The sequence below is a fragment of the Victivallis lenta genome (assembly GCF_009695545.1).
Lineage (GTDB): Bacteria > Verrucomicrobiota > Lentisphaeria > Victivallales > Victivallaceae > Victivallis > Victivallis lenta.
The window spans coordinates 490,112-503,493 of the sequence record NZ_VUNS01000001.1 but is presented as its reverse complement, the minus strand read 5'-3'; the positions used below and the strand labels follow the sequence as shown (position 1 = coordinate 503,493).

General features: G+C 61.5%; 8 protein-coding genes. 5 read left to right on the top strand and 3 right to left on the bottom strand.

Annotated elements, in window-relative coordinates; genetic code table 11:
- Nucleotides 1-170 precede the first annotated feature (170 nt).
- From FYJ85_RS02005 to FYJ85_RS01990, 4 genes are all read left to right on the top strand, one after another.
- Nucleotides 171-893 (top strand): prepilin-type N-terminal cleavage/methylation domain-containing protein, encoded by a 723-nt coding sequence (locus FYJ85_RS02005; RefSeq protein ID WP_353956275.1) that lies wholly within the window; start codon nt 171-173, stop codon nt 891-893.
- 23 nt (nt 894-916) lie between these two features.
- Nucleotides 917-3,517, top strand: coding sequence for a GH39 family glycosyl hydrolase (locus tag FYJ85_RS02000; RefSeq protein WP_154416820.1), 2,601 nt, complete (start codon nt 917-919; stop codon nt 3,515-3,517).
- Between the two features lie 306 nt (nt 3,518-3,823).
- On the top strand, nt 3,824-4,579 hold the full coding sequence (locus FYJ85_RS01995; protein WP_154416819.1) for a prepilin-type N-terminal cleavage/methylation domain-containing protein: 756 nt from the start codon (nt 3,824-3,826) through the stop codon (nt 4,577-4,579).
- 16 nt (nt 4,580-4,595) lie between these two features.
- Nucleotides 4,596-8,465 carry a hypothetical protein gene (locus FYJ85_RS01990; RefSeq protein WP_154416818.1) on the top strand — a complete coding sequence of 1,290 codons (3,870 nt, stop codon included), beginning with the start codon at nt 4,596-4,598 and terminating at the stop codon, nt 8,463-8,465.
- Between the two features lie 67 nt (nt 8,466-8,532).
- Here the strand turns inward: FYJ85_RS01990 and FYJ85_RS01985 are convergent, their stop codons facing one another.
- The 3 genes from FYJ85_RS01985 to FYJ85_RS01975 are packed head-to-tail and all read right to left on the bottom strand — an operon-like array spanning nt 8,533 to nt 12,958.
- Nucleotides 8,533-11,175 carry a hypothetical protein gene (locus FYJ85_RS01985; protein WP_154416817.1) on the bottom strand — a complete coding sequence of 881 codons (2,643 nt, stop codon included), beginning with the start codon at nt 11,173-11,175 and terminating at the stop codon, nt 8,533-8,535.
- Nucleotides 11,176-11,189: 14 nt separating this feature from the next.
- Complete coding sequence (locus FYJ85_RS22910) at nt 11,190-11,915, bottom strand: type II secretion system protein (protein ID WP_106053340.1); 726 nt, start codon at nt 11,913-11,915, stop codon at nt 11,190-11,192.
- A complete protein-coding gene (locus tag FYJ85_RS01975) occupies nt 11,912-12,958 on the bottom strand; it encodes a LacI family DNA-binding transcriptional regulator (protein WP_106053339.1) in 1,047 nt (348 codons plus the stop codon). The genes FYJ85_RS22910 and FYJ85_RS01975 overlap by 4 nt, the downstream gene beginning before the upstream one ends.
- Before the next feature lie 249 nt (nt 12,959-13,207).
- On the opposite strand from FYJ85_RS01975, the gene FYJ85_RS01970 reads away from it, so the two are divergent.
- Nucleotides 13,208-13,351 (top strand): hypothetical protein, encoded by a 144-nt coding sequence (locus FYJ85_RS01970; RefSeq protein ID WP_154416816.1) that lies wholly within the window; start codon nt 13,208-13,210, stop codon nt 13,349-13,351.
- Nucleotides 13,352-13,382 lie beyond the last annotated feature (31 nt).

The window sequence follows — 13,382 nt, the reverse complement described above, 5'->3', positions numbered from 1 at the left end:
GGCTGCGGCAGAGGGCCTTCGCTCCGCTGCGTTCACCTTCGTCGCACCTGCTCCTCGCTGCCCGCTTCGGCTGCCGCCGAACCGTGCAGTCCGTTCACATCCGCTGCGCGGCGCATACCGCGCTTTTCTTGCCCGGCGGCAATGCTGTTTCGTTTCACATACCCGTTATTATGCGCAAACCGTTCACTCTGATCGAACTTCTGGTGGTTATTGCAATCATCACGATTCTCGCATCGATGCTGCTGCCGGCGCTGCAGCAGGCGCGGGGCCGGGCGCACGCCACGGCCTGCACCGGCAATCAGAAGCAGTGTTTCATGGCGATGCGCATGTATATGAACGATCATAACGAACAGCTCTACTGCCGGGAAACCCAGCCGAACGATTCGAATCCGACCTGGAGCGGACAGTTGAAAAAATTAAATTACATCACTGCCGGATCGGACCGCAAGGTGTTCTACTGCCCGAATTCGAAGCGTCTGCCGGGATTCGTTCCCGCAAGCAGCTATCACTCCTACGCCGCGGTGCTGGTGGGCTCCGGGAAATCGATTGTCGACTTCAAGGCGAAGGCGTATGCTGCGATCAGGCCCTCCGAGCTCTTTCTCGGCGGCGACGGGGCGAGCCTCTCCGCCACGGGCAGCAAGCCGGATTACCGCATGAGCTACGGAAATTATGTCTCCGGCCGTTCGCTGCCGGTTTTCTGGCACAGCGGGCGCTGCAATATGTGGATGTTCGACGGCCATGTCGATTCGATCCAGTACCATGAAATCCGCGGCTGGTCGGGCTCGAAATACAGCAAGGTCAAGCAGAATGCATCCGGGTGGGCCGGCTTCTACTACACCTTCTCCGGAGCGCTTTACGAGGATAACCTCGGAATCAACGTTCCGCTTCTGTAACAATCTGACGAAAGCGATCTTTTATGAAAACAATGTTGTTTGCAGCCGCAGCGCTGGGGGGCGCACTCCTCTCCGCCGCTCCCGTCATCGAAAAGCTGGACTATCCCGAAACCGTCCGGGCCGGCGAGCCGTTTGCGCTGTCGGTCACGGTCTCCGGCACCGGCGACGCGCCGGCAAGCTGCTCGTTCAACGGGGAAACGCGCCTCATTCCTCCGAATCTCCATAATTACGCGGCCGGGAAACTCGCGGCGAAGTATTCGAAGATCGAAGCGGATGGAGCGGTCACGGCCGGAAGCGATTATCATACGCTGCTCTCATTCCCGCTTCCGCAGGACGGCAGAAGCTACACGGTCTGGGTACGCGCTTCCGGCGGCGCCCTCTGTTTGCGCCGCCCGGAGAAGGAGCTGAAGTGGAGTTTCGGCAGGAGCGGCACATTCCGCTGGATCAATTTCGGGAGCTGGAACCGTGCGCAGGCCGGTCCGACGCTTGCGCTGATGTCCGAAAAAACGCCGTATGCGCGGGTGGAGCGGATTCTTCTGACTACCGCTCCGGCGGCGGCGTACAGGCCTGCCGGGGACGGCTCCGCGCCGAACCGGTTCGTCTGGGTGCCGGGCGTTTCCGCCGTCGGCAGGCACCGGTTCGAGGTGACGGTTTCGGCGGGCGGGGAGAGTGCGAAGCGCACGGTCGAAGTCACGGTTCTGCCGCCCGCCCGGGAGACCGGAACGCCGGTTCCCGCCGCCGCCGCGGCTTCCGGAGGGCAGCGGCCGCTCGACCTTGCGAAACTTTCCGTCCGGGCCGCCGACTATCCGCTATTCGACTTCTTCGGAAAAGAGTGCCGGGAGGCGCTGGAGAAGAAGCCGTTCGGCCTTTCATTCGCCCCCGGAAACATGATCGCCTTGCGCTGCAATGCATTCCCTTCGCTGCCGGATACAGTTGAAATTCCGGTCGGCGCGAAGGCCGCCGGGATCGCGCTGCTGCTTGCCGAATACTGGCAGGGCGACGTCATGCAGGAGATGGCGCATATCCGCGTCCGCTATGCCGACGGAACCGAAGTGCGCATTCCGCTGCGGGAGGAGTTCGAACTGTGCGGCAGCTTCCGCAACCGCGAGCCGCAGGCCGCGCTTTACGTCGGAACCTTTTCTTCGGGGCAGGCGGAGTTCCACCTGACGGTTCTGCCGTGGGTCAACCCGCATCCGGGGAAGGAGATCGCTTCTCTCGCATTCTCGAATATCCGCATGGTTGTCTCGAAGGAGGAAAACAAGCTGATTCCGCTGAATGTGACCGCCGAATCCTCGCAGCTTCTGCTCGGGGCGCTGCTGCTGGAGCGTTCCGCTGACGCCGGAAACCTCGCCGCGGCGGCCGGGAAAAAGTGCGAGACGCATTCCGGCACGGTCGAAGTGACCGTCGATTTCAGCTCTCCGGCGGGAAAGATTCATCCGAATGTCTTCAGCACGAACGAAACCGACGTGCAGTCCGCCGACAACCCGAAGTTCGACGAATACCTCGAAAAGATGAAGTCGGTCGGCTGCCGCCTCTATCGCTTTCACTCCGGCTGGAATCTCGAAAGCGTCTACCCGGACAAGCTTCGGAATCCGCAGTACGAAAAGCTGGCGCTGACCATATCGAAGCTCAAGAGCGCGAATCCGGAATGGGACGTGATGATCTGCTTCAACAAGATTCCATCCTATGTGAATCCGAAAACGCCGGAGGGACGCCGGCTGTTTGCGTCGCTCTGCGCGGATCTCGTCCGGGAGCTGAATTTGAAACGCAAGTTCGATTTGCGCTACTGGGAGATTTACAACGAAGTCTACTTCAAGAAGATCGAAGAGGACCGCTCGCTCTGGAAGATGTACAACGAAGCAGCCGCCGCAATGCGGAAGGTCGATCCATCGATCCGGATCGGCGGTTATGCCCCGTGCTGGCCGTCGGTCGGCGCGATCCGCGACTTCTACCGCCACTGCGGGGAGGAGACCGATTTCATCAGCTATCACAAGTATCTGACCGGTTCGGTCAAAACGCCGACCGCCTACCTGATGGCCGGAACCGCTTCGTTCGGGGAGGATGCCCGCGCGATCCGGGCGATGGCGGAGGAGGAACGGCCCGGCAGGCCGGTCGAGCTCGCCCTGACCGAATACAATATCAACTTCAACTGGAAGCCGCACGATCCCCGGCAGGCGAACCGGATCGGCGCGGCCTGGTTCGCCTCGGTGCTGCACCATCTGGTGAAGGCCGACGTCGAAATCGCGCAGACCTGGCATTCGCGCGGCGGCGGGACGTTCGGGCTCTTTTCCGCCGACAATGAGCCGCGTCCGGCCGCGGCGGTCTTTGCTGTGGCGAACCGTTATCTGAAGGGAGAGTATCTGAAGAGTGCGACGAGTTCTCCGGAGGTGGAGTGCCTCGCCTTCCGGAATCCGGAACGGCGAGGGCTGCTGCTGGTCAACAAGAGCGACCGCGAGGTGACCGTAACGCTCGATCTGCTGAACCTGTCGCCCGCGCCGGAAACGGTGCTGCCCTCCGTGGAGTCGGTCGGCATAAGCGGCGGAAGCGTCAGCTCCGAAAAGCTGCCGGCGATCCCGGAAGAGGTCGTGCTGAAGCCCTACGGGGTATATCTGCTGGCATGGTGATTGCAATATCGTATAATATAGAGTATGTTATGTTTTGCGGCGTTTTTTTTCATGGCTCGGTCTCCTTGGTTTTAACGGGTTGCGGTTATAGTTATGGTACATGGTCCGGTTTGCGCTTCACGGTTTCACGGCTGCCGGAGACGGCAGGGGGCTGACCGTGTTTTCCGCTTGACGTCCATGCGAATTGTCCGGGACTTCGCGGGGAAGATGAATTTCCCTCGCAGCTTTGTGTGTGCGGTGCCCGCTGCGTTTTTTCCGCCGGGCGGCATCGGAGGCTTTTTTCTCCTTTTTCACATACTCTATATTATGCGTAACCCTTTTACGCTGATAGAACTTCTGGTCGTTGTCGCGATCATTGCGATTCTCGCTTCGATGCTGTTGCCGGCGCTGAACCAGGCGCGCGGCCGGGCAAGGAGCACCAGGTGCGCGGGCAACCTGAAGCAGCTGGGAACCGCCGAACAGTTGTACAGCGGCGACAGTGACGGGTTCGGACTCCCGAACGTCTATGTCATCAACGGTGTCTACATCGAGAGCTGGACCGGCAACCGGGCGTACCTCAGAACGGTCGGGGTCGCCTATAACCCCAACTCTCCGCAATACTGGAGCCGCGGCTTTCTGTGTCCGGAGGCATCGATCTCGCTGAACGAGGTCGCTTCCCAGCGTGACGGCGGATACGCCAACATACAGTACTCCTACGGCCGGAACAATGAGTACGGCCCGAGCTGGAAGATTCCGGAGATACGCTGCATCAAGATCGGACGCCTGAAAAATCCTTCCGGCAAACTTCTGGTCATGGATGCCACCGACTGGAATGTCGAGTACGATAAGGCGAACAGCTATCGGCTCTACGGTGAAAAGAACCAGCACAACGGCGGTGTCAACGTCATGCCCGCCTACCGTCACGGCAACGGGCTGAATGCGGCCTTTTACGACGGGCACGTCCGCTCCCGCATCGTCTGGAACGAGATTTATGATCCGTCCGTGACGTCGCGCCCGACTTCCGACCCGACTTTGAAAACCGTCTACAACCAGTATTGGAACCTGTGGCCGAATGCCCAGTAATTACAGAGGAGAGAATATGTTGATGCGAAAGTGGATTCTTCCGTTGGCCGTGCTCGGATTGACCATCGTTGCGGCGGCGGCCGACCGGTTGCCGGAAACCTTGCGGTTCGAGCCGCAGGGACGATTCGATATCGGTCCGGTGCAGGTGTTTCTTCAGCATTTCGGGCCGGGATGGAAAGGAAGCAGCCAGTCGGCTCTGAAGCCGGCTGCCGGGTACCCGAAGCACTCCGGCGGCCGATATGAATTGTGCGGCAAACTCCCGGCCGGAGGTTCGGACAACGTATTCGATGTGATCGAGAATGTGACGGCGACTGGAGAAAATGCGTTTCGCTGTGATTATGCGCTCACGGCGGGGATTCCCATTGCGACCAATTCGCTGGCGCTGGCGGTCGATATTCCGGCCGGCCGCCCCGGCGTTGCGCTCTATGTCGGCGGCAGCGAGGTCATGCTCCCTGAAGAGGAGAACGGCGTAACCATGCTTGACCGTGAAGCTGGACAGGTCGTCATCGTCCTGCCGGAGCGGCAGATCCGGATTTCCGGCGATTTCCGGGTTCACGTGCAGGATAACCGTTCTTTCAAAATCAGTACGTTCACGATCCGGCTGATTCCGAAGGGAACCGGCCGGGAGGTGTCGGACTGGAAGTTTGCAGCGGATTTCCGGCTGCTGCCTCCCCCCTCCGGCGGGGCGTTGCCGGCCAGCCCCGCCATCGATTCTCTCGGAAACCTGACCGTCGGCAAGCTCGCGCTGCGTTGGACCTGGTATGCGCCCGACTGGCGCGGCGAGGTTCTCCGGGCGGACGATTTCAAGGCGGATGCGGGGTTTCCCCGGCTCAGCCCTGACCGGTTCGAAACCTCCGGCGAGTGGAGCGGATTCCATACCGCGGTTTCGGCGGTTGCTGCCGGGAACGGCGGAATCGCCTATTCCGCCCGCTTCAAGGCGGCTCCGCCGGTGGACACCGCAGCGCTTGCGCTGGTCATGAACATGCCGCTCGGCGAGCCGGACGATGTCCTGGTCGACGGTAAAAAGATTGTGCTGCCGAAAGAGTTCGGAGAAATCTGCATTTTCAGAGGGAAGGCCCGTTCGCTCCGGTTCGGCTGCGGCGGCAGGACCGTCACCGTCGAAGGCGATTTCACGCTGCTGATTCAGGATGACCGGGAATGGGGCAATCAGTATTACGTGTTCCGGCTCGGCGCGATTCCGTCCTCCGGAAAAATCGGTGACGCCTCCATCGACTTGCGTATCCGGGTCGAATCGCCTCGTACTGCGGCGGTCGACTTCAGAGAGGCGTTCAATATGGGGTTCAAAGACGAGAAGCTCAACGACGGGCAGGGCGGCTGGACCGACCAGGGGCCGGCCAACGATCTGCGCATGATGAAGTCGGGCCGGTTCTCCGCTCTCGGCGTCGATTTCGACATCGTCAATCCGGAACGCAACGACAGGCGCTCCTGCCTCGTGCTCTCTTCCGGGCAGCGGAAATTCCCGGCGGAGAAAAGCGTTGCGCTCGATGGAGCCGGCGAGGGGTTCCAGTATCTGTATCTGCTGCACGCTTCGGCCTGGACGCCGAAGCCGCCGAAGCCGGTCGGCATGCTCGTCGCGGAGTACGCCGACGGCGGCGCGAAGGAGTTTCCTGTGCTTGCCGGCCGCGACGTCGGCAACTGGTGGCAGCCCTACGGCGTTGCGAACGGCGCCGTCGCCTGGACCGGGGAGAACAAAGAGTCGTTTGTCGGGCTCTATCTGTCGCAGTTTCCGGTCGGCGCCACACCGTCCAGGCTGACCTTCAAAGCGGCGGACGGCGGCGAAGCTGTCTGGATGATCGTCGGCGCCACGCTCGGCGACCGCAGGCTGAATCTCCGGCAGATCGAAACTCCGTCGTATATCGTTGCGGATAAAAACTGGATGCCGGTCGAATACAACGGCAATACCGCGGCGGGGTCTCCGCTTGATTTTTCGGTCTATCTCGACGCGCCGGCCGGCAAGTACGGACCGGTGACGGTCAACCGGGCCGGACATTTCTCATTTCGTGATGCGCCGGAAAAGCGGATCCGCTTCTTCGGCCCGAACCTGGTCGGTTCCTCGAATTATCTCGACAAGGCGCTGGCCGACGATTTCGTGACCAAGGCGACCCGGCTCGGCTACAACACGGTTCGTTTTCACCACTTCGAAAACGGCCTGCTCGATCCCCGCGCGGCCGATTCGCTGACCTTCGATCCGAAGGCGCTCGACGAGTTCGACTATCTGTTCGCGGAGCTTAAAAAGCACGGCATCTACCTCTGCCTCGATCTCTACGCGAGCCGCGAAATGCGTCCGGGCGACAATGTGAAGGAACGCGAGGGTCGCACCTTTGAGCGTTACGGCTTCGAGATGAAGAGCCTGATTCCGCTCAGCAAGTCGGCGATGGCGAACTGGAAAGAGTTCGCCCGGCGGCTGCTGACTCACCGGAATCCGTACACCGGGCTGACCTACGCGGAGGATCCCGCGCTCTACTCGCTGAATCTCGTGAATGAAAATCCGCTCGTCTCCCTCTGGAACCGCAATCCGGCGCTCGTCCCGCTTTTCGAGGAAAGGTATGTCGAATACCTGAAGGAGAAAGGACTCGACACACCGGAGAACCGCGCCTCCCGCGGCGGTCTTTTCATCGAGTTCCTGAACGATCTTCAGATCAGGAGCATCGAAGAACAGAAGCGGTTCCTGAAGGATGAATTGAAGCTGACCGCGCTGGTCACCGACCTCAACATGACCAGCAAGTTCACCCTGAACGGCGTGCGGGAACATCTGGATTTCGTGGACAACCACCAGTATTGGGACCACCCCCGCTTTCCGGTGCAGCAGTGGCGGATGCCGTATCTGTTCTCGAACATGTCGTCCATCTCGCGTCTTGCGCAGAATCCGCGTTACCTGATGCCGACCCGGATCTTCGGCAAGCCGTACACGGTAACGGAATTCAACTTCTGCAATCCGAACCCGTACCGGGTCGAGGCGGCTCCGCTGATCGGCGGCTATGCCGGGCTGCAGGATTGGGACGGCCTCTACCGGTTCGCCTGGTCGCACAGCCGGGACAATATGAAGAAGGTCGATGTGCCGCGCGGCTTCGACGTCGTCAACGACCCGCAGGCGCAGCTGGCGGAGCGCATCATTTACCTGCTTTTCATGCGCGGTTATGTTCGTCCGGCCGGACCGGCCTTCGCCTTCAGCTGCACGCCGGAACAGCTCCGCGCGCTGGCGGGGCCTCCGGGGAATGACGGTGATTATCCGGCGGCGTTCACCGAACTCGGCCTCTACGGCCGGATCGGCACGCTCTCTCCCGCCGTTTCGTTCCCCGGCGTGCAGAAGGTCAATGCACTCAATGACAACTGGGAGAAGCAGCTTCCCGCCGCCGCCCGCGCCGCTCTCGGCAAGCTCGGAAAAACCGGAGTCATCACGAGCGCCGGCGGACAGATCACGCTCGATTCGAAGGCGAAGACGCTGAAGATCGTCGCTCCGCAGTGCGAAGTGCTGACCTTCAGCGGCACGATGGCGGGCCGGGTCATGCATCTTGCCGGCGCCGACCGTTATCAGACGGCCGCGTTGCTGTCGCTCGACGGCAAACCGCTGGCCGAAAGCGGCAGGCTTCTGTTCATCCAGATGCCGAACCTCGGCGCGACCAGGCAGAAGTTTTCGAATGAGCGCCGCAGCCTGCTCGAAAGCTGGGGAGAGCTGCCGATCCTGCTCGAAAAGTGCCGGGCCGACGTCGAACTTGCTCTGCCGCGGATGAAGGTCGAAGCGTTGAAGTTCGACGGCTCCCCGAACGGCAGCGTCCCGTCGACTTATGAAAACGGCAGGCTCCGTTTTACGGCGGACACCGCTTCGCGTCCGGGCGGCGTGATGGTCTATCTGCTGACCCGCTGACCGCAGCGCAAAACTCCCGGAGATGGACAGACCCTGTCCTCCTCCGGGAATTTTTTTGTCCGAACGGTTACCGTCCGTCCGGCAGGGCCTGGCCGGGCAGGATACCGGCATCCTGTCCCCGGACGGTGACGGCGACCTTGCGTTCGCGCCACTCTTTCGGGGTCAGGAGCCGCCACTCCGGCAGCTCGTCGGCATAGACGGTCAGCGGTTCATTCGGAACGGTGATTGAACCGTCGGAATTCGGGGGGACCGGGTCGAGCCGCCAGCTGACGGCCTCCCTGACGCCTCGCCAGCCGGAGACGTTGACGCTGTGGGCCTTCTGGCTCGAATGCATCCCTTCCTCCGCGCGGTCGAGCGCCCAGCCGACGATGGCGTAGCGGGGGCCGTAAGCGTCGTCGGATTCTTTTTCGAGCACATACGCTTCAAGTCCAGTCGCCGGATCGGCCATGCCGACGAGCTTCCGGCCGCGCATCGCGTCGGTCGAGGCGGCGTAGGCGAGCAGCCGGAGCTTCGGCTGCCAGTTCAGGTCGAAGAGTCCGGAGTAGAGCAGATTGCCGACCTCCTGAAAATCGCGGGCGAGGAAGTAGGTCACACTCTCCATATCCTGCAGGAAGAGATTGCGCGCAAAGAGCTTCATAAGGTCGCCGGGGTGGCCGTAACATGACTCTTCGCTGTTATGAAGCGGTTTGGGTGCGAAGCCGCGTTTTGCACGTTCGGCGCGCATCCAGTCGGCGAAGCCCCATTTCGGCGGACTCCAGGTGTAGTGCAGCGAATAGGCGTCGAAGCAGCGGTCGGCTCCGGCGTCGAAGGCGCGTTCGACCCAGGCGCGGCCGCGCCCCTCGGCCCGGTCCCGCTCGACGCTGGACCAGGTCGCGCTGAAGCCGAGGAACGGGAATTTGCGGTTCGGGTAGGCCCGCTTGAGCGCGTCGCAAGTCATCTTCGCCTCTTCGACATAATCCTCCGGCGTACTGTCGCCGACCCACCAGACATGCGAGGCGTCCACTTCGTTCGCAAGCTCGACCGAGTGGATCATTTCTTCCGGGACATGGCGGAAGAGGTCGTCCAGATAGTCGCGGTAGAGTCCGTAATACTCCGGCTTGCAGGCCGCGAGCTTGTTGCCTCTGCCCTTGCCGTACTGAGCGGGCGCGAAGCCCATGGTCAGCATGAGTTTCATGCCGTGCTTCCGGGCGAGCGACATTTCATAGTCGAGCTGGCGGTAGTCGAAGGTGCCGGGGACGTTGCCGAGCCGGTGCCAGCAGGGTTCGGCGGTACGCAGGAATTCGACGCCGGCCCGGGCGAGCAGATCGAGCGCCGCAGCGGTCCGTTCCTCGTCCGCGCCGACCTGCACGAACGGCTTTTCGATGCCGTGCAGCCCGAAGCGCAGTTGTTTGCGGCTTCCGATGGCCGAGGGGGCGGGCAGCGGGCGCGCCTTCATCTTGCGCAGGACCTCGGCGGTGGTTTCCGGATTCCACTCCTCGTTGGTTTCGGCGAGCTTGGCCGGATAAGTCTGCATCTGGATGTCATAGATCGCCTTGCGGAAGTTCGCCTTCCGTTCCTCCGGAGTCGCGCCCTTCGGAACGCCCTGCCACGGGGAACCCGGCGGACGGTTGCCGCGCGGCGCCCAGGCGGGGTCGGCGGTCAGCGCGATTGCGTCGAGAAAAACGCGGATGTTGTCCGTGTTGCCGCGCGGGCGGTCGGCGATGACGCGCAGCGTGTGTTTTCCGGCCTTCGTGAAGTTCTTTACGCCGGCTTTGGTCCAGAAGAAGTAGGCGCGGGGATGGTCGAAGCCGTACGGCGGACTGTACGGTCTGCGTCCGGCCAGGTCGATTGCCGGCTCGTCGTCCCACCGGATCGAACAGGGGGAGGCCCAGCCCGCGTTGAACGGTGTGGCGGCGATCCAGACGTGGTAGGCGCCCGGAGCCGGGATGTTGAAGTCGTACTGCGCGTAATATCCTTCCGGCGCCTTTTCGGCATCCGCTTTGCGGTCGATGTTGAAGTACATGCCGCCCGAGGCGCCCTGTCCTTTTTCATTCAGGAAGGGGACGTTGGCGCGCACGCCGAGATTGCTTTCATCGGGCAGTTCGGCTTCGCGCCAGACCAGGGTCCCTTTCGGCGGCGCGGGAAGGGCGCCGGGGGAACCAGCCGGGCTGTTTCCGGCCGGGAGCTGGTTCAGGTCGGAGGTAAGCGCCAGCGCGTCGATGAAAACCACAACCTTCGAATCGGAGGCGCGGGGGGTGCCGGTCTCGATGCGGAGCGTATAGGTTCCGGCGGCGGGGAAGTCGCGCGTTCCGGCGTCGTGCCAGAAGAAGAACTGTTCGTTTTTTCCGCGCCCGTAGGGGACGCCGCGGTATTTTTTCCCGGCCATGTCGGTCCGTTCCGGCCGGTCGAGCCAGCCGATCGAATAGGGGGAGGCCCAGCCCGTCACCAGCGGAGTCGAGGCGATCCAGAGCCGGTAGGAGCCCGGTTCGGCCACTTTGAACTCGTATTCCGCGAAGCGCGGCGCTTCTTTGCCGGAGGCGTCGGCGCGGTCGTTCTTCAGGTACAACCCGCCGGAGGCCCCGGCGGCCCTGCCGTCGGAGAGCGGGGCGACGCCCGGCGAGAAGCTGGTGTTCCGGGCTTCTTCGCCTTCGACCCAGATCACTCCGGCGCCCGAAAGCACCGGTGCGGAAAACAGCAGCAGGGCTGCCGCCATGGAATGAATCAGCCGCATGGGATTCCTTTCAATCAATTGTTATCGGAGGTGTTCCAGTTGAAACCGAGTTTGCCCCAGTAGGCGTGGCCTTTTTTCGCCCGGGCCTGGCTCATCAGGGTAGGCCCGACATAATCGACATGCCCGTCGAGAAAACAGAGGTTGATTCCGTCCGAGTGGCCGTATCCGGTTCCGAAAAACGCCTTTCCCCCCGAAACTTCCGCCGGAATCTGGGTGTACGTGTAATGGGCGACGACTCCTTCGTCCGGGGCTTTCGGCATATTGCCGTCGAGCACGAGCACGGTTTTGGCCGGGTGCTTGAACTGACCCCGCTTTCCGTATTTCCGCGTTGTCCGCTGCTGGGACAGATTGACGTTCTGTCCGTAGCTGAGGCGGGCGTTGTCGCCGAACTTGAACGAGGTCTCGTGCAGCGCGACGAAGTCCTTCATCGATTTGCTGTTCTCCTCGGTGGAGGCCGGGCAGAAAAACGCTTTGCCATTGGCGTTTTTGCCCATGTAAGGCGCCAGCGAGGTCGGCCAGACAATGTTGCCGGGCCAGCGGATTCCGGCGGCGATATAGTCGTTGTAGTCGTCGCTGTAGCCGATATGGCCGAAGGCGATCTGGCGAAGGTTGCCGGAGCAGGAGCTTTTCTTCGCCGTCGACCGCGCCCGCTGGAGGGCCGGGAGAAGCATCGAGGCGAGGATCGCGATGATTGCAATGACGACAAGCAGTTCGATCAGCGTGAAACGGGTTTTTCTCATGATAAAGCCTCTTGTGGTTGGTTGGGCGTTGTTTCTCGTTCGATCAGCTCCGGAGCGATGCGGACCAGCTGCCGCCGGTAGTCGGAGCTGCTGAAGATCCGGTAAATCTCCCCGGCCATCTCCGCGACCGGCAGCCGGACCGTGGTCGGCGCGACGAGATCGAATCGGTCGCTGTAACCGTCCACGCCGGTTACGGCGATCTCCTCCGGGACCCGGATTCCGGACAGCCGCAGTTCGATCGTGACCAGCTGGGCGATGCGGTCGTTGTAGCAGACGATCGCCTGCGGACGCTTCGCCGGGTCGCGCAGAGTCCGCACGTAGGCGCGGCACTCTTCAGCGGAGGCGAAGCTGACTTCTCCGGCGAGCTCCATGCCGGAGTGCTCCCGGACGGCGCTTTCGAGGTGGGTATGGCGCCAGCGGCTCGAATTGTTCCCGCGTCCTCCGATACCGGCGTAACACAGCTTCCGGAGCCCGCATCGCGCCAGCAGTCCGCAGATCTGCCGCATGACCTGCCCTTCGTCGAAGCTGATGGCGGCTGAGTAATCGAAATCCGGCTCGCGGTTCCGGATGTTGATGATCGGGATTCCGCACCGGCCGAACTGTTTGCGCAGGTCCGCGTTGCTCTCCTCATCGACCCAGGAGATGACGACGCAGTCGACGCGCCGGATCAGGAAGCGGTTCAGGATCTCACGCTCGCGTTTCTCGTCCTCGTCCGATGACTCCGAGATGACGAGGTAGCCGTTGTCGACGAAGAGCCGGCTGCACGCCGCGATCAGCTGCTGCGACATGGCCGACCGGTTCGATTGCAGCAGCAGCCCGATATTGCGGCTGCGGCCGGAGACCAGCGTGCGGGCGAGGTCGTTCGGGATGTAGCCGAGTTCCTCCGCCGCCGCCAGGATTTTGTTTTTCGTCTTTTCGCTGATGCCGACCGTCGTCTTTTTTCCGGGATTGAAGGCGGCGTAGACCGCGACGCGCGAGACTCCCGCGTGTTTGGCAAGCATTGCCGCCGTCACCTGCTGTCCCTGCCGGGTATTGTCAATCATGATAGGAATCCTGTTATTGTTTGTGCCGATCCGGCAACCGGTAAAAGGATGAGCCGGAAAATAACTGTTATAGCTCGTGCTATATTTGCGATTTTTAAAAACAGCATGAGCGAAAAAATGGTTTCATAGCTCGTGCTATATATTATTATGATGCATTTTGATGAAAATGTCAAGTGCCGCGGGCGAAAAAAGCATTTTTTTTCGGCTGCGGCATATGGGGATGAACTCCGGAGGGTGCGGAAGGAGTCCATGCCGCAATCAGCGCTGCTGTTGATTGAAGAAAGAAAAGCAGAAGATTTTATGCGGGAACCTGTTTGGAACATTCCTGTTATTCAAAATTCCGTTCCGGTATTGTTTGATTATATGACAGAAGCCATCATCAGGAAAAAATGACCGGCTCCGGCCGGATCATTCACATCGATGA

Excerpts from the sequence above, each read along its gene's own strand:
- FYJ85_RS02005 (WP_353956275.1), top strand. The coding sequence starts at position 171 with ATGCGCAAACCGTTCACTCTGATCGAACTTCTGGTGGTTATTGCAATC.
- FYJ85_RS02000 (WP_154416820.1), top strand. The coding sequence starts at position 917 with ATGAAAACAATGTTGTTTGCAGCCGCAGCGCTGGGGGGCGCACTCCTC.
- FYJ85_RS01995 (WP_154416819.1), top strand. The coding sequence starts at position 3,824 with ATGCGTAACCCTTTTACGCTGATAGAACTTCTGGTCGTTGTCGCGATC.
- FYJ85_RS01990 (WP_154416818.1), top strand. The coding sequence starts at position 4,596 with ATGTTGATGCGAAAGTGGATTCTTCCGTTGGCCGTGCTCGGATTGACC.
- FYJ85_RS01985 (WP_154416817.1), bottom strand. The coding sequence starts at position 11,175 with ATGCGGCTGATTCATTCCATGGCGGCAGCCCTGCTGCTGTTTTCCGCA.
- FYJ85_RS22910 (WP_106053340.1), bottom strand. The coding sequence starts at position 11,915 with ATGAGAAAAACCCGTTTCACGCTGATCGAACTGCTTGTCGTCATTGCA.
- FYJ85_RS01975 (WP_106053339.1), bottom strand. The coding sequence starts at position 12,958 with ATGATTGACAATACCCGGCAGGGACAGCAGGTGACGGCGGCAATGCTT.
- FYJ85_RS01970 (WP_154416816.1), top strand. The coding sequence starts at position 13,208 with ATGCCGCAATCAGCGCTGCTGTTGATTGAAGAAAGAAAAGCAGAAGAT.